Origin of the sequence: Streptomyces sp. NPDC060064 (assembly GCF_042736455.1) — a bacterium.
In the GTDB taxonomy this organism is placed as follows: Bacteria; Actinomycetota; Actinomycetes; order Streptomycetales; family Streptomycetaceae; genus Streptomyces.
In genome coordinates this window covers 366,468-390,999 of sequence record NZ_JBHWWF010000002.1, presented here as the reverse complement: position 1 = coordinate 390,999, position 24,532 = coordinate 366,468, and the positions used below count along the sequence as shown (strand labels likewise).

Sequence of the window (24,532 nt, the reverse complement as noted above, 5' to 3'; positions counted from 1 at the left end):
CCACCCAAAGTCGCGGAAGTACAGATATCCGTCATTATTTCAGGTGAACTCCCTATCATACGTGCCGATTAGAGAAGGGGATCTTCTACGTTTCTACCGTCCCTATTTCCATCCAACGTGGAGATTCCGGGGCGAGGGTTCTGAGCTGGGCACAATCGGGGAGTTCGTGTTGCACAGGCTGCTTGAGCGCGGTGACGGTGGCGGGCCGCCTCAGGTCGAGCTGCGCAACCGCTGGCTGTACGTGGCCGGAGTCGGTCAGGCCGTGTGCATCGGCTCCGCGGTTGCCGCGACCGTGGGCGGACGGTTCGCCCAGTTGGGCCTGCTGGTTGCAGACATCGGGGTGCCCACTGCGCACGGTGTGGCCGTCCTCTCCATCCTCGCGCGTGCACGATCGGCCACGGGGCGAGTACGACTGCGCCTGTTGCTGCTCGGCGTATCGACGGGCGCGGCCGGCGTGCATGAGCTTGTGCTGCGCCAGTTAACCGCACTGCGGGGGTCCACCGGGATGCTCTATGCGGCGATCGAGCTGCTGGCAGTGGCCGGCATCGCCCTCGCGCTCGGTCTGGGCGTGGCCGGGATGGTGGTCGCGACCGGCGACGGCGGCACGGTGCTCACGTGGTTGCGACGGCTCTTGGACGGGTGGATGATCGCTGGATCATTGTTCACCCTTGGCTGGGTACTCCTCTTGCATCGGGCAGATCTGGGCGGTGACGTCCTGGCAGCGCTGTCCGATCTCGGCCGAGTGGTCGCGGACATCCTCGTTCTGGGACTGCTGCTGGTCCTGCGCTTCGCCATGCGACGCGGGCAACGCGCGTCCGTCAGCGTGGCGGCAGTCGGTCTGGCGATCTTCGCGGTGAGCGACACGCTCCGCATCTTCTCGGCAGATCCTGTCGTCCCAACGACCTTGCCGGTCACCGAGACATGCTCGATGACCGGTATGTTCCTCATCGCCGCAGCGCCGTGGCTGCCCGGCGGCGACAGTGTCCTGGGCGTGGACCGGCGGGAGTTGCCCGTGGCGGGGGTGGTGGCAGCCTTCCTCCCCGTAGTCGTTTGCGCGGTGGCCGTGGTGCTGCACACCTTGTCCGGCGACCGCCTTGATGTGGTCACGCCGGTCGTCGGAGGCACCGTGCTGCTCGCGCTGAGCGCGCGTCAAGGCGTGGTGCATGCCGAGAGTCTCTGCCTCGCGAGAGAGGTGGCCACCCGCGAGGACCACTTCCGTACGCTCGTCCAGGGTTCGAGTGACGTGATCGCTGTCGCTGGAGAAGACTGCGTCCTCCTCTACATCAGTCCAGCAGTGCAACAGGTATTCGGATACCGGCCCGAGGATCTGCTTGGCACCCCCCTCCCGCTGCTCATCCACCCCGACGACTTGCCGCCGCTGACAAAGGCCGTCGGTCAGTTGCGGGAGGAATACGAGCTCAGCAGTCACAGCCCTGGGCGTCGTGTGTCCTGCCGGATGCGGTCGGCCGACGGACAGTGGCGCCACGTCGAGTCGACGATCAGCCGTCACGCCAACGGGTTGATCGTCAACAGCCGGGATACGAGCGAGCGGGTTGCGCTGCATGCACGGCTGGAGCATTTGGCGTTCCACGATGCGCTGACCGGCCTGCCCAATCGTGCTCTGTTCGCTGACCGGATCAAGCACGCTCTGGCCAAACGGTCGGCCGACAGTGCCCCACCCGCACTGCTCTTCCTCGACCTGGACGGCTTCAAGAAAGTGAACGATTCGGCCGGGCATGCAGCGGGTGATGAACTGCTCATCCAGGCAGCGCGGCGGCTGCGGGCCGCGGTACGAGCGGAGGACACCGTTGCCCGCCTCGGTGGGGATGAGTTCGCCGCACTGTTGGAGGGGCACGCCGGAGCGTGCGAGTCCCGCACGCGGGAGGTGGCGGAGCGGCTGCTGTCCGCCTTGACAATGCCGTACCGCCTCGCCGGTACCGAGGCCGTGGTCGCGGCTTCGATCGGGCTCGCGGTGGCAACCCCGGGAATCACCCCCGCCGAATTGATGCGCAACGCCGACCTGGCGATGTACGGCGCCAAGGCCGCGGGCAAGGGACGCATTCAGGCATATCGGCCGCAGACGCACAACAATGAGCGCCCAAGTTCTTCAATTCTCCGAGAGGATTCCTGTATCTCACCGGGGTGAGAAAGGCGCGATGGTGCACAGAGTGCCGGTGGCGCTGTTGACTCCGGGTCAGTTCGAGTTGAAAAAGTCGTTGAGTACTTGGTCGCGGACTGCGGCGAAGCCCTCGAGTGCTCGCGCGAGATGCTCATCGGTGTGCACCGAGATGTAGCTGCTTCTCAGGCGGGGCGACGCTGCGGGAGGGAGCACCGCGTTGACATACACTCCTTGCTCGATCAGGAGATCCCACGCCATGAGCGTGTGCTTTTCGTCCACCGTGTCGATGGGGACTATAGGCGCTCGGCCGGCGCCGATTGAATAACCGAGCGACGCGAGTTCCCTTCGCATGAAATCCGCCTTGGAGATCACCGCTTCGGAGCGCCACGGCTCCTCCTGAAGAATGCGCAGCGACTCGGATGCGGCTGCCGTGTTGGCCGGACTCAAGCTCGCGGAGAACAACAGGCTGCGTGCGTTGTGGCGGAGGTACTCGATTACGTCCTCATCACCGAGGATGGCTCCGCCAGTTGATCCGAAAGCCTTGGAGAAAGCGAGCGTGACGAGTGGCACTTCCGCCATGAGCCCGTAGTGGGCGCACGTTCCCCTGCCCTCGGCCAACACACCGGCGCCGTGCGCGTCGTCGACAAGGAGAGTGGCTTCGTACTCCCGGCACACCCGCACTAATTCAGGCAGTGGGCAAAGGTCGCCCTCCATGCTGTAGACGCCATCCACCACAACCATCCGACCGGCGTTCTCGGGAAGCTGATCGAGCTTGCGGGTCAGGTCCTGTGTGTCATTGTGCGCGAACCACTGGACTCTGGCCCGACTGAGCCGAGCGGCGTCGACGAGGGAGGCGTGCGCCCGCTTGTCGATGAGAACATGATCGCCCGGACCGCAGAGACCGGTGACAGCAGCCAGGTTGGTCTGATAGCCCGTGGTCAGCAGCAGGGCAGCGGGCTTGCCGAAGAACTCGGCGAGCTCCTTCTCCAAGTGGTCATGGAGGTCGAGGTTGCCGTTCAGGAGACGAGAACCCGTGCAGCCTGCGCCATATCGGCGCGACGCTTCAGCGGCGGCTCCACATACGCGTGGGTCGGTGCTCAGTCCCAGGTAGTCGTTGGAACCGCACATGACGACCTCGCGGCCGTCCGGAAGCCGAGCCACGCCCCGGTCCCGCTCGCTGAAGTTGAGGTAATAAGGGTATAGCCCGCTTCTCTTGAGTTCGCGGGATCGGCTGTACACCCTGCACTTTTCAATGACGCTCATCAATGCCCTCCCCCGGGCTTCCGGCGTTGAGCGAGCGTATCGACTCATCCCGTGCGGCAACCCTCCCAGCCCCTTAGTCGAATGAACATTTTCCGAATCGACACACGGGGGTATAAAAAGAAACCTCTACCCGGTCAAAATCGATCACCCCGGACAATCTTGACCCAGGACCGGGACTCCATTGGTGATGATGGGCTGCTGACGGCTGGACTGGTGGGTGAACACGGCGTGAGCTCTGGCGCGCTTGTGTGCGACGGGTGAGCACGGCTAGCCCACAGCGATGGTGGGCTTCCATGCCTTGCCGACGGCTCCGAAGGTGAGTTCCCGTCCTGGGGTCTCACCGAGCGCCACCCAGGGCTGGTCCGCTTCATGCTTGTCCGCGAGGTCGGACAGATCGGCCACCCGCATCGTCGGAGGCGTCGACAGGGGCTGTGGCGGAGCCTGTCCGGAATCCTGCGCCCACATGACCAGGTCGAACAGCGGCGAGTGAATGGTGCGCAGGTCCAGCTCGCGCGTTGCTTCATATACCGCGGGAGGTGGCGCTTCGATCATCCCGCACAAGCTCGGTGCGGGGGCCGAGTGGTCCCGGTTGCCGGACCGCTGCGAAGGCAGCACACCTGCGCGTCCGGAGCGAGGCCGGGCTGCCCGAAAGTTGCTTGGTCCAGACTCACAGCCCGGGGTGGCGGCGCACCCCAGCGCGGTGTCAGGACGCAGGAGCCGCGGGGTGTCCGCCGGAGGGTGGCAGGTGGGTCTGTCTGACGTGGATCCGGCGTCCGGTGAGGCGGGAAGGAGTGATGGCCAGCCACAGTCCACGGTCACCGCCGGCCCAGGGAGTGGTGTACGCCTGTTCCTCCAGCCGGCGCACGGCTTCGGGGTCGGTGACGGCACGTGCGGGGCCGACAGCGAGAACGCTCCAGCCCTGGCTCAACGCATCGTCGATGTGATCCACCTCGAAGGCGACCTCCAAATTTGCCGCGGCAGATGGAACGGAATCGGGCAATGTTCGGTACGCCACGACATCGTCCACGACGAGGTAGTTGACGGGAATGACGGCGGGTCCGTCCGCAGTGGTTACCGCCACCCTGCCCACGCCGTGCGTCGACAGCAGTTCACGGCACTCGTCGGCGGTGAGTTCCAGCAGCTCCGAGTGGTAACCCGCCCTGCCGATTCCCGGTGGCAGATCCATGCCGTCGCCGGTCAGGTCACCCACTGTGGTTTCCAGGGCGTCAGCCAGTCGCAGCAGGAAGCCGATGCCTGGTGCGACCGCACGTTCCTCCACGTACTGGAGGTAGCCGGGTGCCGATCCTGCGCGCAGAGCTACGTCCTCACGGCTGAGCCCGAGCTCCTCACGGCGCTGTGCCAGGCGTCGGCCGATGTCGCCCCCCGGCCGGCTTGGGCTGCTGGCCCCGGCTCGTTCTCCGACATGCTCAACACTTCCCTCGGCAATCCATGACGCTTCGCCGCGCAGCGGCGCCTCTTCCACATCCAGCCTCTGCCCCAATGGGGGCCTGCCGCATGGGCCGGTCGGTTGGTTCCCCAAGTGGGGTTCATCGGCCCCATGGGCGGACCGGGGCCCTGTGCCCGGTTCAGGGGGACGGCGCCCACGAGAGTGTGTCGCCGCAGCGCACTTGGCAGCCCGGGAGGCCCTGCGGCGTGGCCTGCCGCCATGACGGTCCCATGGACGGCAGAGTTCAGTCCGTGTCGCAGGCGACGCCGAAAGCTGGCCATGGTGCCCCAACCATGGCGGGAGAAGCCGATGCCCTGTAGCTGTTGTCCCGCACGACTGGGGGGTCACCGCCTGCGGGACGCGTGAAGGGCGTTTGGACCGAACGTCCCGGATGAGGGCCGAAGCGCCCCTCCTCACCGCCCCCGCGCACGGTGGGACGGTGACATCAGCAACCCCTCCGATCAGCCGGATGAAAGGTGGTGGGGACGATGGAACTGCCCCTTGTCGTGGGTGTGGACGGATCGGAGTCCAGCCTGGGGGCTGTGGACTGGGCGGTGGAGGAGGCTGCTCGCCATGGAATTCCCCTTCGGTTGGTGTACGCGTCCCTCTGGGAGCGTTACGAAGGGGAGGTGCCTTCGTACAGCGTTGACCGCCCCGCGGAGCAGGTGCTCGCGGACGAAATCGTCGGCACCGCCGCGGAGCGTGCCCATCAACGCAATCCGGATGTGAAGCTGTCCATCGAGGTGGTGCCCGAGGAGGCGGTGACCGCACTCCTGCGGGAGGGGCACAACGCCTTCGCGATCGTCACCGGATCACGCGGTCGCGGCGACCTCACAGGTCTGTTGCTCGGCTCGGTGAGCCTGGCGGTGGCGGCACGTGCCGATTGCCCGGTGATCGTCGTGCGCGGCGACATGGCCGGCCTGTCGGGCACCCACGAGCGGATCCTCCTGGGTGTCGGTGACCTCGCCGCAGGCTCCGGCGCCGTGCGCTTCGCGTTCCGCGAGGCCGAGGCCCGTGGCTGCACCCTCGATGCCTTACGCGCATGGCGCCGCCCTGCGCACGAGACGACCGACCACACCTTGCTCACCGGCGACGCCGCGAAATTCCACGAGATGCGGGCCGCCACCTTGCTCGACGAGGCGCTGGGCAGGGCTGCGGGCGATCACCCCGCGGTCCAGGTGCGCCGCGCCACCGTGGAGGGTCCGGCCAGAAAAGTGCTGCTCGAACGTTCGGCCACAGCGGACCTTCTGATCGTCGGAGCCGAACGCCGTCCGGGACACTTCGGCCTCCAGCTCGGCCGACTGGCCCACACAGCGCTCCACCACGCCGCCTGCCCCGTTGCCGTCGTACCGCAGCGTGTGTGAGGCCGTGATTGCCGCTGCGGACCGTGGAAGGGGTGGTCTTCGACACCGCCGGAGTGACCGCCGACTCCGCACGGCTGCACGCTGCGGCGTGGAAGACCGCCTTCGACACCTGTCTGCGGGACCACCCGCCGGCCGACCCGGAGCGGAGGCGCCCGTTCGACACCGGTAAGGATTGTCTGCGGTACGTGCACGGCAAGTCGCGGATGGACGGTGCCGCCTCGTTCCCTGCCTCACGCGGGCTGCGGCTGCCCGACGACACCGTGCAGGCGTTCGCCGCGTCCAAGGAGCGGCTCTTCAGAGAGCGGCTACGCAAGGGCGGCATCGACGCCTGCCCAAGGACGGCACGGCTGCTCCACGCCCTCCGCGCAGGGATCCCTCTCGCCGCCGCCTCCGCGTCCCGGCACGCCGGTGAACTCCTCGCGGGCGCCAGCACGGCGCGGACCTGGTCGTCCGGGACCTGGGCGCCCTGCTCGATGGCGGCGCAGACGACGCGAAGGACTGACGATGCCGGACTGGACCTGGGATGACGAGGGCTACGACCCCGAAGCCGAGCAGCTCAGGGAGTCTTTGTGCACCCTGGGTAACGGCTACTTCGCCACCCGCGGGGCGGCCCCCGAATGCGCGGCGGACTCCGTGCATTACCCCGGGACATACGTGGCGGGCTGCTACAACCGCCTCACATCCGAGGTGGCAGGACGTCTGGTCGAGAACGAGGAAATGGTCGACCTGCCCAACTGGCTGCCGCTGCGCTTCCGGACAGAGACGGGCGGCGACCCGGCACCGTGGCTCGCCCCGGAGACCGCGACGCTCCTCGACCACCGCCTTCCCTGGACCTGCGCTCCGGCACCCTGGAGCGGAAGGTGCGGTACGAGGACGCCGAGGGGCGCAGGACGCTCGCGCGGCACACCCTCATCCGGCGGCTCTGCGTACCGAGCTCACGGCCGAGAACTGGTCCGGCGACATCGAGGTCGAGGCCGCACTCGACGGCTCGGTGACCAACGCCGGAGTGGACGGCTACCGGCAGCTGAACGGCGACCACCTGACCCATGTCCACACGGGCAGCGCCGCCGCGGACACCGTCTGGTTGCGCTGCCGCACGAGCACCTCAGACATCCGTACAGGCATGGCGGCCCGCACCACTGTCGAAGGAGCAGCCACTCGCACCACTGAGCACCACACCCAGTTGCGTGCCGCGCAACTCCTGCAACTCCCGCTGGTGCAGGGCCGTACATTCTGCGGCTCCAACTGTTCCATGTGCTGCAGGCCCTCTCCCCGCACACGGCGGACCTGGACGTCGGCGTCCCGGCCCGGAGGCTGCAGGGCGAGGCGCCCGTACCCATGCCCGAACTCAGCGAATACGGCTTCGCCCTGCGCTATCGGGGCCACTGGGGCATCCGGCTCCGCATGCGGCCCGGACAGCTCGAAGTCGGCGTGCCGCCGTCCGACCGGTTGCCGATCGCCACAGAGCTCCCGGACCGCGCGGTCTCCCTCGTACCCGGCGAATCCTGCCGGCTGACACTGCGGGATCACTGATCCCCTGGCCGACCCCGGGCTTGGGCGCCACCCTGCTGCTCACCGGTGCGCGATGACAGCGACGGGCGCGGCCGAGTGATGCAGGACGGCGTGGGTGACCGGGCCGATATGCGCTGCGAACGGCGCGTCTTGGATATGCCGACCGATGACCACGAGCTCGGCGTCTGCCGACTCGTACACCAGCTGCCGAGAGGCCCCGCCGAACAGTGCTTGCTCCACGACGTTCACGGATGGGAACTTCTGTCGCCATGGCATCAGCATGTCGCTCAGCGCCTGTGCGATCTCCTCTCCGGCGTCGACAGCTGCGTAGTGGGTGCAGACCGGCGGCATCGTCCAGCCATGTACCACTCGGAGATTGGCCGTCCGCCTGGCTGCCGCATCGAAGGCGAATGCTATGACCGCGTCGCAGTCCTGGCGGATGCCGACCCCGAGGACGACGTCACGGTACTCGCCCGACGCTTCGGCCTGTGCGGAGACCGAGGGCGCGCCTGCTCGCCCCTTTGCCGCCCGTATGAGTACGACCGGCTGCTCGGTGGCGCTCACCGTGGCCAGACCGACCGAACCGAGGAGGAAGCCCACGACGCTGCCCAGCCCTCGGGAACCGAGTACGAGCAGATCTGCTTCGCCGACGGCGGTCGCCAGACCGGCTGGTGGCTGCTGCCCCGCGAAGTGCCGAGTGGTGACCTCCAGCTGCGGATGGCGTTGCCGCACATCGGCGGCTGCCTTCTCCAGCATCTCCTCGGCCCAGGTGCGCCGCATCTCAGGGGTGATGGCAGGTCGGGTCAGTGCCGAAGGCCCTTCCTCTACGTGAACGAGGTGCAGCGGCACCCTGCGCAGCAGCGCCTCTCGCGCAGCCCACTCGGCGGCGGCGAGGCTTTCCGGTGTGCCGTCCAGACCGACGGCGACATTGGGCGTCATGATGAGAACCTCTTCCGGTTGGATATCCGCCATGCGGGATGTGTCTCCGCGCGGTACCCCTATGGCCGCGCTTCCAGGGTCACTGGCCGTCTGCCCTGACACGAGAGGCCAGGGGGCCCCGGACCGGGCCGAACGACCCCAAGAACGCTCGAGTCAGCGCTGGGACCTGAGATACCGCTGCGCGACCGCGGCGTCGCGGAGTACGCCAGGGTGGAACCACAGCGTCAGTACCGCGGTCGTTGCCGGGCAGCCGACTCGGAGCCGCCCACGTCCAGCCGGATGGGCGGGTACGTGTCAGTCATCAAACCTGCGTGGGCAGTGGGGGCCTGATTCCACTGTGGGCGCGAGACAGGTCCCGGCGCGAGGTCCGCAGGCTCGTCGCCGGTTGGGCCGGTCGGCCCTGAGGCCGCAGGGGCTGCGGCCTCCGCGAGTCCATGGCCCCGCCTGGCGGACTGCCCGTGAGAAGCGCAGCGTGGAATACGGGGGCGCGCCAAGGGAGAGGTGGCAGGCATGGGCAACAGTGATTCGGCACCCCGAGTTGTGGTCGGCGTCGACGGGTCGCCGTCGTCGCACGCGGCGCTTCAATGGGCGGTACGGCACGCAAGCCTCGTCGGAGGCGTCGTGGACGCGGTCTGCGCGTGGGATCTGCCAGGGATACAAGCTTGGTCGGCACCCGCGGTGGACACCGACTTCGACAGGGAGTCTGCCCGACAACGATTCACCGACGAGATCCAAGAGGTGCTCGGCGAGGTTCGCCCCGTCGACGTACGGGAGCACCTCACGCGCGGCAACCCGGCCGAGGTACTGATCGCTGCGGCGGACGGGGCAGCGGCGTTGGTCGTGGGCAACCGTGGCCGGGGCGGCTTCGCCAGCCTGCTCCTCGGCTCGGTGAGTCAGCAGTGCGCACTGCATGCCACCTGTCCGGTGATCATCGTCCGTCCGGACAGCAAGGCGGGACAGAGCTAGTCACCACCGCGGCCCTTGATGTCCGAAGCTCGGCAATTTCCAGCCTCGGGTGGCAGGGAGGAGTGCGTCAGGCGGCCCGTGGAGGGTGTGATGTTCTGCCGCGGACGGTTCCACCGAGAACGACGGAAAGCTAGGGGCGAACCAGCCTTGGCAGGGGGCGTTCGGCACCAAGGTTCAAGCCATTTCGGGCCCTGTCGGCGGAGCATTGTGGCGGAGCCAGTCATGGTAGGCCTCGAGTGCCGTGGGCAGCGTAGGGAACATCAGATCCGCGCCGATGGAATCAGTGAACCCGTACGCGTCAAGATCGTTGCGCAGGTCCTGCTTGACCCGGGCGAGTGCGAAGACGATCCCTTGGGCGACCAGTCGGCGGCGTAGTTCCTCCAAGGAGTCCATGGCCGTGATGTCGACTTCGACATTCGCCTCGGTGTTGAGGACGAACCAGGCGACCGGACCTTGATGGTCGTCCACGGCTGCCAGCGCCCGGCGTTGGAAGTCCTGGGCGTTGGCGAAGAACAACGGGGAGTCGTACCGGTAGACGACCAAGCCGGGAATCGTGTGGGCCTGCGGATAGTCGTCGACGTCGTGCATACCGGCGAGGCCAGCGACGAGCCCTTGGACGGCGTCGTGCGGGCGGGCAACTCGGGCAAGCATTTCGGCGACGGACAGCCCTACCGCGAGCAGGACGCCGTAGAGGATGTCGAAGGCGAGCACCCCGGCAAGCGAGCTGACAGCCAGCAGGAGTTCGCTGCGACGGAACGAGGCGAGCCGCTGGAATGCACGCAGATCAATGAGGCGAAGCGCGGCGTAGACGACGATGGCTGCCAGGACGGCTACCGGGAAGTTCGCGAGGACCGGGCTGAGGAAGAGGAGAACCGCGAGCAGTCCGGCCAGGGCCGTGAGCGAGTAGATCTGGGTCCGGCCGCCTGCCGCGTCGGCGAGTGCTGTACGGCTCGCGCTGCTGCTTACCGGGAACCCATGCAGGACACCGGCGCCGATGTTCGAAGCCCCGAGGGCGAGGAGTTCCTGATTGGTGTCGATGCTCTCGCCCTTGCGTGAGGCGAACGCCCGCGCGGTGAGAATGACGTCGGTATAGCCCACGAGCAGGACGCCGACGGCGGGAAGCGCGAGGTCGGAGAGGTCACCGAGATCGGGCAGTTCGGGGCTCGGGAGTCCGGCGGGAACGTCACCGATCACCCGGATTCCGAATTGCTCCAGGTCGAAGGCGCTCACAGCAGCAGTGGCGAGCACGACAACAACCAACGAAGCAGGGACATTTGGAACCCGCCATTGCATGAGCAGAAGAAGTCCCAGAGCCACTGCGGAGAGCGTGAGCGTTGCCGTATGGACCTGCGACAGCCCGGTGACGAAGGAGCCGAGCTGTTCTGCGAACGAGGTTCCGCCGGCCGGGACCCCGGCGAGCTTCGGCAGCTGATCGACAATCATGATAAGGCCCACACCCGCCATGTAGCCGACAAGAATCGGCCGGGACAGCAGGTCGGCGACGAAGCCGAGGCGGGCCGCGAACGCGGCGAGGCAGAGCAGTCCGACCACGACAGCGAGGGCGGATGCCAGCGTGGCGTACCGGCCGGCGTCACCCGCGGCCAACGGACCGACCACGACAGCGGTCATCAGCGCCGTGGTTGATTCCGGTCCCACCGAGAGCTGCCGCGACGAACCCAGCAGCGCGTAGACCGCCAGACACGGCAGAGCCGCCCACAGCCCGCTGATCGGAGGCAGGCCAGCCAGCGACGCGTACGCCATGACCTGCGGAATCAGATAGGCCGCCACGGTCACCCCGGCGATCAGATCACCCCGGAGATCGGAGCGCCGGTAGCCGGCCAGAAGGGCCAGCCCCGGCATCAGCCGATGCAGCAAGGGGGCCGTGCCATGCGACGTGTTCATGGGCGCCTTCCTGCGAGGGCTGGACACATCTCAAACCCTCGTCGTCCTCGGGGCAAGTCAACCGGACGAAGGAGCCGGAGGGCATCGGTACATATGGGGCCTGTCGGCCCCCAGAAGGGGTTCACTGGCCCAATCGGGCGAGCACGCCGAGGGGCGATGGTGGAAGCCGGTGCATCGACGCGCCATGAGGCAGCGAAGTGAGGAGTCCGATGAACCGCACCCCGTACTTCGTGAGTGACGTGATGTCCTCCCCCGTGGTCGCCGTCGACCGAAGCGCGCCGTTCAAAGAGATCGTCGAGACCCTGGCCACGTGGAAGGTCAGTGCCCTGCCGGTTCTCGACGCCGAGCGCATTGTGGTGGGCGTCGTCTCCGCAGCGGATCTGCTGCCGAAGGAGGAGTTCCGGGGGAACAACCCGTCTCGCGTGGAGCAGGTGCACCGCTTGGCAGACCTTGCCAAGGCAGGTGCCACGACCGCTGCACAGCTCATGTCGAGTCCCGCGGTCACCATCCACGGAGAGGCACCTCTGGTACAGGCCGCACGGAAAATGGCCGTCGACCATGTCAAGCGTCTGCCGGTGGTGGATGCAGAAGGAAGGCTTCAGGGCGTTGTCAGCCGGTCCGACCTGCTGAAGGTCTTTCTGAGGCCGGACGAGGATCTCGCCGTCGAGATCCGACGAGAAGTCGTCCGGCGACTGTTCCCCGGCGCCGAGGCTGTGCACGTTCGAGTCGACAACGGCGTCGTCACACTCAGCGGCACCCTGACCGACACCCGGCTGGTTCCGCTGGCGTCGCGCCTGGTCAGGGCAGTTGCGGGCGTCGTGGATGTCGAGTGGGCTCTGGGCGGCGACGCCTCGGCGACAGCGGACAAACCAGTGATAGCGAACAAAACATCGGGGACGGACGACTGATCCGCTATGCCGATGTGACGGACCATCGACCGAGGCGCCCGGCTCAGCAGGGCGTCAGCTCGTGCGCTCCACGTCCTTGTGCTCCGGGCCACCGAGCACGACCTTGAGCGCACCCGTGTCGGCCGCGCGTGAGAACACGTCGTACGCCTCCTCGATCTGTCCCAGTTCGAAGCGATGGGTCGCGATCGCAGCCGCGGGCAGTCGACCGGCAGCCAGCATGCCCAGCAGAACCGGTGTGGAGTAGGTGTCCACCAGGCCGGTCCTGATCGTCACGTTCTTGATCCAGAGGTCTTCCAGGTGGAGCGTGGCGGGTTTGCCGTGTACGCCCACGTTGGCCACATGGCCTCCCGGCCGTACCACACGCGTGCAGAGTTCAAAGCTTTCCGGTACTCCGACGGCCTCGATGGCCACATCGGCCCCGAGCCCCTCGGTCAGATCCGAGACCAGCTGCTCAGGGTCTTCCGCCGCGTTGACGACGGCGTCCGCTCCGAGTTCGCGGGCGGCGTCCAGCCGCGACGTGGCCAGGTCCACCGCGATGATCCTGCCGGGCGAGAACAGCCGTGCCGTGGCGATGGTGGCGAGCCCGATGGGGCCGGCTCCCACGACCACGACGGTGTCGCCGGGCCGGACTCCTCCGTTGAGGACGCCCACCTCGTACGCAGTGGGGAAAATGTCGGACAGCAACACGGCGTCGCTGCTGCTCACTGCTGCGGGAAGCGGATGGACGGAGAAATCGGCGAAGGGAACGCGTACGTACTCGGCCTGCGTGCCGTTGATCAGGTGACCGAGCACCCATCCCCCGTTGCCCCGGCACTGCCCGTACATCTGCTCGCGGCAGTAGCGGCAGCGGCCGCAGGGGGAGATGCAGGAGACGAGAACCCGGTCGCCGGGGCGGACCGTGCCAACATCGCTTCCCGCCTCGACGACCTCGCCGACGGCCTCGTGCCCGAGGACGGTCCCCGGGGTCACTTCGGGCACGTCTCCCTTGAGGATGTGCAGGTCTGTTCCGCAGATGGTCGTGGTGTCGATGCGGACGACGATGTCCGTGGGCTCTTGGATGCCCGGATCTGCCACCTTGTCCCAAGAGGCCTGGCCGGGGCCGTGGAAAACGAGTGCCTTCATGTCGTTCCTCTCCTCAACTGTCCGCTGTGTGTCTGTTGTCTCTCCACCCAGCCTGTGGTGGAGAGACAACAGACGCACAGGGGCCGATCGGTCCCTCGGTGGGGGTTCACTGGCCCGATCGGCACAAGGTCGCGCCTCGCTCCGGAGAACGCGTCTTGGTGTGCTGAAACAGGGGCCGTCCGGCCCAGGTGCAGGGCCGCCAGGCCTCTGCCGCCCGGGCCCGCTTCCCGTACACGCTGTGGACAAGGAACGAACTCCGGACCGTGCACACGGCCCCGAGGGACGGAGACAGCAATGACCACGGTGCCCCCACTGCTGAACGTCCTGGCGCCCGAAGCCCGCGGCAGGCTGATGCAGCTCGCCCAGGAGACAACCTTCCCGGCCGGCGCCCGCATCTTCGAGGAGGGCGCCCGCGCGGACCGCTTCTGGATCATTCTCAATGGAACTGTCGCCCTCGACCTGCACGTTCCGGGACGCCGCGCCGCCGTCGTCGACCACCTTGGCCCCGGAGATCTGCTGGGCTGGTCCTGGCTCTTTCCCCCACGCAGCTGGCATCTCGGTGCTGCGGCGGACAGCCCCGTCCGAGCACTGGAATTCGACGCTGTGAAGGTGCGTGCCCTGTGCGATGAGGACCGGGAGCTCGGCCAAGCGCTCACGCTCCGCATCGCCGAGGTGATCGCCAACCGGCTCCAGTCTGCGCGCGGTCGCTTGCTCGACCTGTACGGGCCCGCCGGGGGCGCACCCATGCGCCTCGCGCGCTGAGGCCACACGCGCCCGGCCGGCTCGTTCAGCAGTGGTACAGGGGGCCCGTGTGAGTCAGGATCCATGGGGGGGACAACGCGGCAAGGATCAGACAATGGCCGAGTCACGAACGTTCTCGAACGAGACACCGATCAGGGTGTTCCTTCTGGACGACCATGAAGTCGTAAGACGTGGCCTGCACGATCTCCTTGACGGAGAGCCGGACATCACCGTGGTCGGAGAAGCCGCCACCGTCGACCACGCCCTCGCCCGAGGGCCTGCCCTGCGGCCCGATGTGGCCATTCTCGACGTACGCCTGCCGGACGGCGACGGCATCACAGTGTGCAGGGAACTGCGCTCACGCATGCCCGAGCTGGCCTGTCTCATGCTGACGTCGTTCGACGACGACGACGCGCTGCTGGACGCGATCATGGCAGGCGCCGCGGGGTACGTCCTGAAACAGATCCAGGGCTCGGACCTCGTCGCAGCTGTCCGCACCGTCGCAGCCGGGCAGTCCATGCTCGATCCGGCCACCACCACGAGGCTCATGCAGTCCCTGCGCCACGACGAGACCGCTCGGGAGCCCGAGAATTCGGCGCTGTCCGCGCTCTCCCCGCGCGAACACCAGATCCTGGACCTGATCGGCGAAGGAATGACCAACCGCCAGATCGGCTCGCAACTCTTCCTCTCCGAGAAGACGGTGAAGAACCACATCTCGCGGCTGCTGTCCAAGCTCGGCGTCGAGCGGCGCATTCAGGCGGCCGTCATGGCCACTCAGATGCATGGGAACCCGGAACGGGAGACACACGGGCACCACGACCGAGGGCCGGACGAATACCCGTGACTGCGCCCCGCCTCGCCCTCCGCCGCACCGTGGTCCTATGGGCATGACCGGGGGCACGTCCTATCGTGGTGGATGCGGGCTGTGACTCGTCGGTCGGCTCGACTGTGGCGGAGGCTCTGTGGAGCGAGAGCACGACCTGAGGACCGAAAACCTTCCGCGGCTTCGGCTGGACGAGCTGCTGCAGGAGCTGCACGTACGCATCAACGCGATACGCGGCACGCGCGACCGTGTCCATGGCCTGCTGGAAGCCGTACTGTCGGTCGGACGCGAACTCGATCTCCCGCAGGTATTGCGGAGGATTGTGGAAGCTGCGGTGGTCCTGGTGGACGCCGAGTACGGCGCGCTGGGGGTGATCGGACACGATCGGAAACTGTCGGAATTCCTGACGGAAGGCATCGATGACGAGCTGAGGGCTCGGATCGGTGATCTGCCGAGTGGTCATGGCATCCTCGGCGAGTTGATCCGGCACCCCGAGCCTCTGCGTCTGGCGGAGCTGTCCCACCACCCGTCCTCCTACGGCTTTCCGGCGAATCACCCGCCGATGCATTCGTTCCTGGGGGTGCCGATCAGGGTGCGGGACGAGGTCTTCGGGAATCTGTATCTCACCGAGAAGCGCAGTGCGAAGGAGTTCGACGCCGAGGACGAGGCGGTGCTCTCCACCCTGGCTGTCGCTGCTGGAGTGGCGATCGAGAATGCCCGGCTGTACGAGGAGGCGCGGCGCCGGGAGCAGTGGCTGGCGGCGAGCGCGGAAGTGACGAGCCGCCTCCTTTCCGGGGCGTCCAGGGCGGAGGCCCTTGAGCTGATCGTCGAGCGGGCGCGGCAGATCGTGTCCGCGGACCTGGGCCTGATGGCGGTGCCGGCGGAGGGCGCGGACGGACTCCGTACGGCCGTGGTCGCGGGCAACGGGACACAGGCCCTCGACGGCTCGCTCCTTCCCGCACGAGACGGCTTCGTCGGAGAGGCGTTCAGTGGGGGCGAGCCAGTCCTGAGCAGCGACATCGAGCTCGATCCGCGCAGCGGCGAGGACGGGCCCCGGTGGGCTGGGCTTGGTCCTGCCGTGGCGGTGCCCATGGGCACTCGGGGAGGGGAACGTGGCGTGCTGCTGCTGGCCCGCGCTTCCGGCAGTACGGCGTTCGGCAGGGAGGAGTCGGCGCTCCTGCTCGGATTCGCCAGCCAGGCGGCGCTGGCGATGGAGCTTGCAGAACGGCGCAGCGACGCCGAGCAGGTCGCCCTCCTGGAGGACCGCGACCGGATCGCACGTGACCTCCACGACCTGGCCATCCAACGGCTGTTCGCAACGGGTATGACGCTTCAGAGCGCCCAGAGATTCGTCGAGCATCCGGAGGCCGTCGAACGCCTTGGGCGTGCGGTGGGGGACCTGGACGACACCATCAAGATCATCCGGTCGACGATCTTCGGGCTCAGGACCCATGACGCGGCGCCCGGTGGACGAGGGGTGCGCCGACGTCTTGCCGCGGAAGTGGCGGCAGCTGCCCTGTCGCTCGGGTTCACACCTTCGGTGCGACTGGAGGGACTGGTCGACACCAATGTTCCCGGGCCGATCGCCGACCACGCGATCGCTGTCGTTGCCGAGGCGCTAAGCAATGCGGCCAGGCACGCGGAGGCGGGATCCGTCGACCTTCATCTCGTCGCGGCAGGCGGCGAACTGACTCTGACCGTGACGGATGACGGCGTCGGCATTCCGGACGGCGTGCCTCGCAGCGGGCTGAAGAACATCGAAGAACGGGCTGCGGCCCTGGGCGGTTCCTTTGTGCAGGAGGTACCACCGGGCGGAGGTACGCGGCTGATCTGGTGTGTCCCGTTGCGCGGCGTGAAAGCTGCGCCCTGACCGGTGTCAGCCGGAAAGGCCCAGGGCCCAATGGGCCACCTCCGGAAGAGCCCGAGCCTGGCGCCGGGCGTGCGCTCCATCGGAGGGCCGTTGGGTTCTGACCGGGTGTCCGACCCTTTCCTCAGCCCGTCGGGCGGTCCAGTTGGCGAGACGATGACCGCCGCCTGGATGCCAAGTGCGAGGAGGCGACGTCAGTGACCGCTGTTCACTTTCACCTCACGGCCGACCTGGATCACGCCCCTGGCACGGGCATCGAGCGACGCCCTGCACCGGCGCACTTCAGGTGGATGCGCGGACGCGCAGTGTTACCGGCGTTACGACGTCGCCGACCGGAGTGCGCTCGGCGATGAGGTCCAACAACAGGTCGACAGCGGCTCGCGCCTGCTGGTCGGGGTGCTGGTCGAGGGCCGTGATGGTGGGCGAGGCGGCGAGGGTGGAGCGGTCGTCCGTGTCTTGTGCGACGCGCACATCCACCGGCACGGAACAGCTTGTGGCGGCGGCTGCTGCCGCGATGGCTGCCCCGAACCCCTCGAACATACCCACGATCGCGTCCGGCGGCGCGGCGCCCCTCAAGGCGGTGACCGTCGCCCTGCGCACGTTCGCGTACAGGCTCTCGCGGGTGAACTGTTTGTCGCCTGCGATGCCGTGATGCACCGTCACGCCACGGTGAGCCGACCAGAGCCGTGCGTGTGTCACGGTGTCCTGGACGTACTGCCATTCCACCGGCGCGGACAGCATGAGTATCCGGCGCGCTCCGCGCTCCGCAAGGTGTGTGAGGAGTGCGGTGGCGCCGCCGAGTGCGTCCGGGCGGACCGCCGGTACGTCCGGATGCGAGGGGTCCCTGCCGACCGAGACATGGGGAATGCGTGCGCGTTCCAGCAGCGCGAACCGGGGGTCGTCATGGACGGGATCGAGGATCACCACGCCGTCGACGGAGTAGCGATTGAGGTCCTTGGTCGCTGTGAAGCCGGGCAGTACGGCGACCGCGTACTGGCGATCGAGGGCTCGTTGCGAGGAGGCCACCACCACCCGCCCGTACCACTCGGAATCGAGGAGCTCGCCGGGGGCGAGTCCGGCGAGCTGTGGCAGCGACAGGCCGATGGTGTAACTGCGGCCTGAGGCCAGTCCGCGGGCGGTGCGGCTGGGTACGTATCCGAGCCGGTCCGCGACGGTCCGTACATGGTCCCGGGTGCGGGCGTCGACGCGCCCCTTGGCGTTCAGCACGTGCGACACCGTGGTCAGGGACACTCCCGCCTCGGTGGCGACGTCCTGGATCGTAATCCTGGCGCTCGGGGACCGCTGCCCCGACTGGGCCTTCCGCTGTTCCGCCATGATCGCATCATAGGTCTCTGTTGACTTTGCCAAAGCGCTTTGGCACCGTGAGTGCCGCACCCCGGCAGAACAGGGACAGGAGCCCGCATGACCACCGACACCAAAGCGGAACCTGCCCTGCACGCAGGGGCCCTCCGCGCCCGGCACGTCGTGTTCTTCGTTGTCGCGGCTGCCGCCCCGCTCGGGTTTTCGGTCGGCGCTCTGCCCCTCGCGATAGGACGCGGCGGCATCGGCACTGCCGGGATGTTCCTGGTATGCGGTGCGATGTTCGCGATCTTCGCTGTCGGCTATGTGGCGATGGCCCGCCACGTCCGCCGCGTCGGTGGCCTGTACCTGTATGTGGCCGAGGGCCTCGGCCGTCCACTCGGCCTGGGCGTCGCCTTCGTAGCCGTGCTGTCCTACGCGGCAGCCGCCACAGGCGCGATCGGCCTCTTCGCGGTCCTTGCGCGGGACATGGTCCACGACCTCTTCCGCGTCTCGACCCCATGGCTGCTCTGGGCCCTGATCGCCACGGTCGCCATGGCCGTGCTCGGGCTGCTACGGGTCGAGCTCAACGCGCGCGTCCTCGGCATCGTGATCATTGGTGAGCTCGCGGTGCTGTTCGTCGTCGCGCTCGCCATCACGGCACGCGGCGGTGCCGAAGGACTGTCAGGAGCTGCCTTCGCGCCGGAGCAGGTGTTCGGATCCCACACAGGGGTGATGCTCGCGGCCGCCATCGCGGCCTTCGCGGGTTTCGAGTCGACGGTCCTGTTCTCCGAAGAGGTCCGCGACCCGGCCCGCACCATCGGCCGCGCGACGTTCGCCGCCATCGCCGTACTCGCCCTCTTCTATGCGTTCATCAGCTGGTCCGGCATCCAGGCGTTCGGCGACAACGGCGCGGTAACCGTGGGGAGCAACGAGCCCACGGCCATGTTGTTCATCGCCGCACGGGAGTTCGCCGGCGTCTGGGTGGCCAAGGCCATGCAGGTACTGGTCGTCACCAGCTGGCTCGCCTCGATCCTGGCGTTCCACAACGCCGCCACGCGCTATGTGCTCGCCCTCGGCCGCGACGGCGTCCTGCCGAAAGCGGCCGCAGCGGTCCACCCGCGGCTGGGATCGCCCTGGATCGCCAGCGCCGGCCACTCTCTGCTCACTCTCGCCGTGGTGCTGGCGTGCGCCATGACCAGGAGCGACCCCTACGAGGTCCTCTTCCTGCTGGGCAGCGCACCCGCCGTCATAGGGCTGCCCCTCATGAACGTCCTGGCCGCCTTCGCGATCTTCGCCTACTTCCTCCGTAACCGGCACGGTCTGCCCGCCTGGCAGGTCCTGCTCTGCCCACTCGTGGCCGGGCTCGCCCTGCTGGCCACGAACTGGCTGATCATCGCCGACACCCAACAGCTCACCGGACGCAGCGACAGCAGCAATGTCCTGCTGCCCCTGCTCGTTCTCGCGACGCTGGCCGCAGGATGCGCCCGCGGCGCATGGCTGCGGTGGCGACGGCCCGCCGTCTACGGAGCGATCGGGCGGACCGATCCGCTCCTCTGACCCATCCACGACCCGCCGCCCCGAGCGGTCGGCGCACCACAAGGAGAGACCCATGACCTACGACCCGTTCACCCGCGGTGCCCACCCCGTCGGAGTCCGCAGCGACCTGTGGACCGACACCGAACGGCAGCGGACCCTGCCCGTCGAGATCTGGTACCCCGCCCACGACCGCCACCGGGGCCACGACCTCGACCCGGAGCACTGGGACACCTTCAGCCCCGGATGGGTCGTCGAAGGCCAGGCCGACCCGGCCGACGTCGTCCACCAGACCGCAGTCCGCGACGCCGATTGGGCCGACCCGTCTAGCAAGCACCCGCTGATCCTGCTGATCCACGGCTATGCGGGCTTCCGCCGCGAAGCCACCTTCCTCGGCACCCACCTCGCCAGCCACGGCTACGTCGTCGTCTCACCCGACGTCGTCGGCAGCACCTTCCTGGACGTGAACGCCTTCCTCACCACCGAGGAACCCTCCCTCACCTCGCCGGCGGAACACAACGGCGAACCTGACGACGACAACGACCATCTGCGCACCATCGCCCGGAACCGCAAGAAGGACATCCCCTTCCTGATCGACACCGCGACGACAACCCTTCCGGTACGCCCGCACGGGGTCGGCGTCACAGGTGCCAGTTTTGGCGGCTGGTCCTCCATCGTTGCCCCCGCCGTGGACGACCGCGTCACCGCCGTCGTCCCGATGTGCCCGGCCGGGGGCGACTCCCCGGTGGACGCCCCCGACAACGGCTTCGTCACGGAACTCGCACTCGACTGGCACAACGACGCCCCCGCCCTTGTGCTGGCAGCCGACCGCGACTCACTACTGCCCCTGTACGGCCAGCTCGCCCTCTTCCGCTCCCTGCCGGCCACGCTCAAGCGCATGGTCGTCCTCGCCCGCGCCGACCACAACCACTTCGTCGACGACATCGATACCGGCCAGGCGTGGCTCAAGGAGTTCGCGGAACAGCTCGCCGCTCTCTTTCCCGACGGCCCCGGAGACTGGCCCCGGGTTGCCCGGTCCGTCGAGCCCATAGAACGTCTCGTTTCGGGGGACAAGGCCAAGCTGGCCTGGCAGGGCCTGGTCACGGCCCACTTCGACGCCCATCTCTGCGACGATCCAGGCGCCAGGGCGTTCGTCTCCGCCGACCCCGACGCCGTGCTCGCCGCACGGGGCATCGACACCTACACGATCGAGTTCGGTTCCCCCGCGTCCGCCGTATCCACCCACCGCGCGCGATGACCGACGAACAGGAACTCGGAGCCCTCGTCGAGCGCGCCTACGCCGCCCTCGCCTTCGAGCCGGGCGAACAGCCCGACTGGGAGCAGTTCAATGCCGTGTTCCACCCCGCCGCCGTGCTAGCCCTGCGCATCTTCCCCCAGGACCGCGAGGTTTCGGTGCTGGATCTGGCCGCCTATGCAGAGGCACAGATGCGCAACGGCCTGCGAGAAGAGGGCTACTCCGAAGCGCCCGGCAGCCGCAGCGTCGAGATCACGGGCGACGTCGCCCTGGTACGCCAGGAGTTCACCATGAACTTCACGAACTCCTCCGCCACCGAGGCCATCGACGTATTCTCCTGCGCACGCGTCGGTAGCGCCTGGAGCATCATCAGCGTCCTCAGCGACATGCAGCCCAAGTCCCGGCCGAGACGACCCTGATCTCCGTGAGCGATACGTGAGCGAATGGGGCGGCGCCCAACGGACCGGGCGTCGCCTCGGGAGAGCACGATGCGTATCTGAGATCGCGGTCAGCGCGGCGGTCAGCTGCTCGTGGCTCACATGTCGCCGCTCCTTACCGTCCGGCGTGCGGCGGCCGAGCGGGTCGACGCCGCGGCAGTACGCCGGTCAGCAGCAGCACGAGACCGCCGATCCACAGCGAAATACCCAGCAGGTGCACCAGATCGGCGACCGCACCCCAGCCGGGGTGGGTGCCCTCGGTGCCGTGCCCGGACATACCGACCGTGCGCAACAGCCCGAGGCAGACCACGGCCGCGCCCACCCGCCAGCCCGGCGAGCGTGCGGTCCGCTCCCCGCCCTGCAGCACGGCGGCCAGTACGACGGTGGCCAGCAGCCAAAGCAGAGCCCGCGCGGCACGCGCGAGCCCGGCCTCGCCTGCCAGCGCATCGGCGTACGTCGCCGCGTCGAGGGCATCGCCGAGCGATCCCATGGCGGCGTACGCCCCCTGCAGCCCAGTGCCGGCCATCGTTGCGACGAGCCCACACAGCCAGGCAAGCGTGAGGACACTGCGGGCACGGCGGTCCTCACTGCCCTGCGGCCACAGCAGCGTGAGGAATCCGAGGCCGCCGACGAACAGCACGAGGGCAAGGTATTCGACCCAGCGTGCGACGGTGACGGAGTCCCGCAGCGTGGAGGAGGGCGCCGGGAGAGCATCCTCGCCGCCCCCGCTCGCGTCGGTGGCGCCTACCTGGAAGGAGAGCATTCCTGCGGTGGCGTGGCCGTCGTGTTCGTCGGTCACTCGCCACACCAGGGTCAGCCGCTCGCCCGCGGCACCCAGGGACTTGGGAACGGCGACTGCGACGCCTTGGGGGTGCCGGGCATCGGGCTGGGTGACTGCCAGCTTCTTGCCGCCTGCCGTCACTCGAACTTCCGCTGGATCAACCGGTTCATTGAACGTGAACTGCACGGTGCTCGGGGTGTGGTCAAGCCGGGTGCCGTCCTTGGGCGTGGAGGAGGTGAGTTCGGTGTGAGCGGAGGCCGCGGGCGCGCACAGCAGCACTGCGATGAGCGCGAGCAGGACGACGCTCGCTCGGCGGATGGTCACGGCGTCGCCTCCACACCGGCGCTCGGCACGACAGCGGACACGACGCCGGACATGAGGCCGGTGCAGAGGGGCGGAGCCGAGGCCGCCGCCGGGGGCGAGGGCGGGGGCGAGGGGGCGGACACGAGGAGGCTGTCCAGCAGCCCCTTCACGGGCGCGGCGACACCGTTGAGCAGGGGCTGTACGAGGTGAACCTCGCCGTCATTGCACGCCGGCGACTCGGACGGCGAGGGACTGGGCGACGACGGCGTGCCGGGGCCGGGGCCGGTCGAACGGCCTGAGTGGCCTCCAGGTTGAGAACTGTGATCGTGGTCGGATCGCCCGCCGGGCGCATCCGTCACCGGCAACATCGCACCTGCGCCGCCGTCCTGCCACCCACCACCAAGGCCGGGCACATCTGTCTCAGGGGCATCCGCCCCGGGGGCGCCTGCGGATGGCAGCGAGGCGGACGGCGGCGCCGACGGGTAAGTAGCCGGCGGTGAGGCACTGTTCACGGCACCGGCCCCCGGCGCGCCGATCCCGGAGGCGTATCCAAGGACAACGACCACCGCCGCGACAAGCACACCCGCGACGACCTCGTCGCGGTGATCCGCCGGCCAAGACGCCCTGGGGATGAGGGGCATGGGCACTCCTGTCGTGGTCACATGAGTAGCGATGCGAAGGAGTGGACCGGCGCGACGATTCCCCGGCACTACGGGTCAGTTAATCGAGGGTGCATTACGCCTCTCTCGACACTTGCCTCCGTTGTGAGAACGGGCAGCTCCACCGAACGCCCCGCATTAACACCGGTGAAGAAAGCGTGAATTCGAACGCACTTCGGGATTTCCTTTTCAAAATCACCAACTATGCATATGCCGCGTATATTTGGGGGTCAGCATCGGCCCCCATGGGGGCGACATAGTGAGGCCGACAAGGCGGCTGTCGGGTTGAGCGATGAGGGGAAACGAGCGCGGCGAGCAACCCGTTGCCCCGTGCTCGCGCCATCGTGCCCACCTGCACCCCCGACGTCAGCCGCCGTGTCCCGGAGAACCGATGAGACTCATGATCCGGCGGACAGGGCCCCGCATGCAGCGGCCGGGTCCAAGCGCACGGTCGGCCGCTTCACGGGGTAGGGATTCCGCCGGGGCGGGCCGGGAGGCCGAAGCGTACCGGGACGCCGGGCGAATACAGCACGCTCACCGGCTCCCCCGCCGGTTCGGGCAGCCCTGCGGCCGCCACCAGGTCCTGGTCGCACTCGATCAGATCGGCACGGTGCAGGGGCCAGCGCGGATGCGTGTTCGGCAGGTACACCGACCGTCCGAAGAACGTGTTGTGCATGCCCCAGCGTGCGGTCAGGAAGTGTTCGAGCTCGCTGGGGGTCTCGACGCGCTCGCCGATCCGCAGAGCAATACGGCTGTGCGCGCCTCGCGGCCCTGGCCAGCGCCGCGTGCTGGTGTAGGTGAGTGTGTCGCCGTCGCGCCGGATCGCCATCCGGGACCACAGGTACGGCAGCTGGAACACCGTGCGCGCGACCGCCACCGGGATCAGCCGGGAGGCATCGAGCGATCGGAAGACCACCCCTCGGCGCCCATGGGCATCCCTCGAGTAGAGACGGACATTCGTCTCGGGAAAGGTCCCCAGATAAGGGACGCCGGGGAGGCGGAACCAGCCGACCCGGTGCATCCGGAAGGCGACGAGTCCGATGTAGGTGACCCCATGGAGCGTGTCGGGAACGGTCTGGGCCGGCAGGAGCGGTGCCACGTCTGCCGGATCGGCGGCCCAGTGCAGGAATGCCAGGTCCAGCCAGGACTGGGTCAGCAGGGGGCTTACCCCGGGGTGGGGTGAGTCGGCCGTTATGGATTGGGGAGCACGGGGCGTGGGCGGCACCCTTTCAGCATCGCAGAGTCCGCTCTGCGGCCATGCGGAGGGGACCTCGCACCGAGTACGGGAC

At 68.1% G+C, this 24,532-nt stretch carries 20 protein-coding genes and 2 pseudogenes; 13 read left to right on the top strand and 9 right to left on the bottom strand.

Annotated features, from left to right (window positions below):
* Positions 1–169 precede the first annotated feature (169 nt).
* Entirely contained in the window at positions 170–2,146 is a 1,977-nt protein-coding gene (locus ACFWDI_RS03980) for a diguanylate cyclase domain-containing protein (RefSeq protein WP_385301155.1), read from the top strand.
* 48 nt (positions 2,147–2,194) lie between these two features.
* Here ACFWDI_RS03980 and ACFWDI_RS03975 read toward each other — a convergent pair whose 3' ends face one another.
* From ACFWDI_RS03975 to ACFWDI_RS03965, 3 genes are all read right to left on the bottom strand, one after another.
* Positions 2,195–3,382, bottom strand: coding sequence for an aminotransferase class I/II-fold pyridoxal phosphate-dependent enzyme (locus ACFWDI_RS03975; protein ID WP_385301154.1), 1,188 nt, complete (start codon positions 3,380–3,382; stop codon positions 2,195–2,197).
* A 267-nt stretch (positions 3,383–3,649) separates the two neighbouring features.
* On the bottom strand, positions 3,650–3,934 hold the full coding sequence (locus ACFWDI_RS03970) for a hypothetical protein (protein ID WP_385301153.1): 285 nt from the start codon (positions 3,932–3,934) through the stop codon (positions 3,650–3,652).
* Between the two features lie 151 nt (positions 3,935–4,085).
* Positions 4,086–4,745 (bottom strand): helix-turn-helix domain-containing protein, encoded by a 660-nt coding sequence (locus ACFWDI_RS03965; RefSeq protein ID WP_385301236.1) that lies wholly within the window; start codon positions 4,743–4,745, stop codon positions 4,086–4,088.
* A gap of 572 nt (positions 4,746–5,317) precedes the next feature.
* Between ACFWDI_RS03965 and ACFWDI_RS03960 the strand changes: the two genes are divergently transcribed.
* From ACFWDI_RS03960 to ACFWDI_RS03945, 4 genes and pseudogenes are all read left to right on the top strand, one after another.
* Positions 5,318–6,193, top strand: a complete 876-nt coding sequence (locus ACFWDI_RS03960) for a universal stress protein (RefSeq protein ID WP_385301152.1) — start codon at positions 5,318–5,320, stop codon at positions 6,191–6,193.
* Between the two features lie 8 nt (positions 6,194–6,201).
* Positions 6,202–6,621: pseudogene (locus tag ACFWDI_RS03955) on the top strand (HAD family hydrolase); the annotation flags it as partial.
* A gap of 76 nt (positions 6,622–6,697) precedes the next feature.
* Positions 6,698–7,522, top strand: a pseudogene (locus ACFWDI_RS03950) (glycoside hydrolase family 65 protein); the annotation flags it as partial.
* A gap of 9 nt (positions 7,523–7,531) precedes the next feature.
* Entirely contained in the window at positions 7,532–7,726 is a 195-nt protein-coding gene (locus ACFWDI_RS03945; protein ID WP_385301235.1) for a glycosyl hydrolase family 65 protein, read from the top strand.
* Between the two features lie 39 nt (positions 7,727–7,765).
* Here ACFWDI_RS03945 and ACFWDI_RS03940 read toward each other — a convergent pair whose 3' ends face one another.
* Positions 7,766–8,677 carry a universal stress protein gene (locus ACFWDI_RS03940; RefSeq protein WP_385301151.1) on the bottom strand — a complete coding sequence of 304 codons (912 nt, stop codon included), beginning with the start codon at positions 8,675–8,677 and terminating at the stop codon, positions 7,766–7,768.
* Between the two features lie 477 nt (positions 8,678–9,154).
* Between ACFWDI_RS03940 and ACFWDI_RS03935 the strand changes: the two genes are divergently transcribed.
* Complete coding sequence (locus ACFWDI_RS03935; protein ID WP_385301150.1) at positions 9,155–9,610, top strand: universal stress protein; 456 nt, start codon at positions 9,155–9,157, stop codon at positions 9,608–9,610.
* Positions 9,611–9,784: 174 nt separating this feature from the next.
* On the opposite strand, the gene ACFWDI_RS03930 is transcribed toward ACFWDI_RS03935, so the two are convergent.
* Positions 9,785–11,512: a SulP family inorganic anion transporter gene (locus tag ACFWDI_RS03930; protein ID WP_385301149.1), complete on the bottom strand. Its 1,728-nt coding sequence runs from the start codon at positions 11,510–11,512 to the stop codon at positions 9,785–9,787.
* 209 nt (positions 11,513–11,721) lie between these two features.
* Between ACFWDI_RS03930 and ACFWDI_RS03925 the strand changes: the two genes are divergently transcribed.
* Positions 11,722–12,420, top strand: a complete 699-nt coding sequence (locus ACFWDI_RS03925; RefSeq protein ID WP_385301147.1) for a CBS domain-containing protein — start codon at positions 11,722–11,724, stop codon at positions 12,418–12,420.
* Between the two features lie 54 nt (positions 12,421–12,474).
* Here the strand turns inward: ACFWDI_RS03925 and ACFWDI_RS03920 are convergent, their stop codons facing one another.
* The gene (locus ACFWDI_RS03920) at positions 12,475–13,542 is read right to left on the bottom strand and encodes a zinc-dependent alcohol dehydrogenase family protein (protein ID WP_385301146.1); all 1,068 of its coding nucleotides are present in this window, start codon (positions 13,540–13,542) and stop codon (positions 12,475–12,477) included.
* Positions 13,543–13,836: 294 nt separating this feature from the next.
* Here ACFWDI_RS03920 and ACFWDI_RS03915 point away from each other — a divergent pair, with 294 nt between their 5' ends.
* From ACFWDI_RS03915 to ACFWDI_RS03905, 3 genes are all read left to right on the top strand, one after another.
* Positions 13,837–14,304, top strand: a complete 468-nt coding sequence (locus tag ACFWDI_RS03915; protein WP_385301145.1) for a cyclic nucleotide-binding domain-containing protein — start codon at positions 13,837–13,839, stop codon at positions 14,302–14,304.
* A 94-nt stretch (positions 14,305–14,398) separates the two neighbouring features.
* The gene (locus tag ACFWDI_RS03910) at positions 14,399–15,127 is read left to right on the top strand and encodes a response regulator (RefSeq protein WP_385301144.1); all 729 of its coding nucleotides are present in this window, start codon (positions 14,399–14,401) and stop codon (positions 15,125–15,127) included.
* A gap of 118 nt (positions 15,128–15,245) precedes the next feature.
* Complete coding sequence (locus ACFWDI_RS03905) at positions 15,246–16,976, top strand: GAF domain-containing protein (protein WP_385301143.1); 1,731 nt, start codon at positions 15,246–15,248, stop codon at positions 16,974–16,976.
* A 279-nt stretch (positions 16,977–17,255) separates the two neighbouring features.
* On the opposite strand, the gene ACFWDI_RS03900 is transcribed toward ACFWDI_RS03905, so the two are convergent.
* On the bottom strand, positions 17,256–18,308 hold the full coding sequence (locus ACFWDI_RS03900) for a LacI family DNA-binding transcriptional regulator (RefSeq protein WP_385301142.1): 1,053 nt from the start codon (positions 18,306–18,308) through the stop codon (positions 17,256–17,258).
* Positions 18,309–18,395: 87 nt separating this feature from the next.
* On the opposite strand from ACFWDI_RS03900, the gene ACFWDI_RS03895 reads away from it, so the two are divergent.
* Genes ACFWDI_RS03895 through ACFWDI_RS03885 form a run of 3 tightly spaced genes read left to right on the top strand, consistent with a single transcriptional unit; the run spans position 18,396 to position 21,482 of the window.
* Positions 18,396–19,832, top strand: coding sequence for an APC family permease (locus ACFWDI_RS03895; protein WP_385301141.1), 1,437 nt, complete (start codon positions 18,396–18,398; stop codon positions 19,830–19,832).
* A gap of 52 nt (positions 19,833–19,884) precedes the next feature.
* Positions 19,885–21,066, top strand: a complete 1,182-nt coding sequence (locus ACFWDI_RS03890) for an alpha/beta hydrolase family protein (RefSeq protein WP_385301140.1) — start codon at positions 19,885–19,887, stop codon at positions 21,064–21,066.
* Entirely contained in the window at positions 21,063–21,482 is a 420-nt protein-coding gene (locus ACFWDI_RS03885) for a hypothetical protein (protein WP_385301139.1), read from the top strand. Before ACFWDI_RS03890 ends, ACFWDI_RS03885 begins: the two co-directional genes overlap by 4 nt.
* 133 nt (positions 21,483–21,615) lie before the next feature.
* Here the strand turns inward: ACFWDI_RS03885 and ACFWDI_RS03880 are convergent, their stop codons facing one another.
* Together ACFWDI_RS03880 and ACFWDI_RS03875 are read right to left on the bottom strand one after the other, a co-directional pair.
* Entirely contained in the window at positions 21,616–22,605 is a 990-nt protein-coding gene (locus ACFWDI_RS03880; RefSeq protein WP_385301137.1) for a copper resistance protein CopC, read from the bottom strand.
* A 1,098-nt stretch (positions 22,606–23,703) separates the two neighbouring features.
* Entirely contained in the window at positions 23,704–24,468 is a 765-nt protein-coding gene (locus ACFWDI_RS03875; protein ID WP_385301135.1) for a YqjF family protein, read from the bottom strand.
* Between the last annotated feature and the right edge of the window lie 64 nt (positions 24,469–24,532).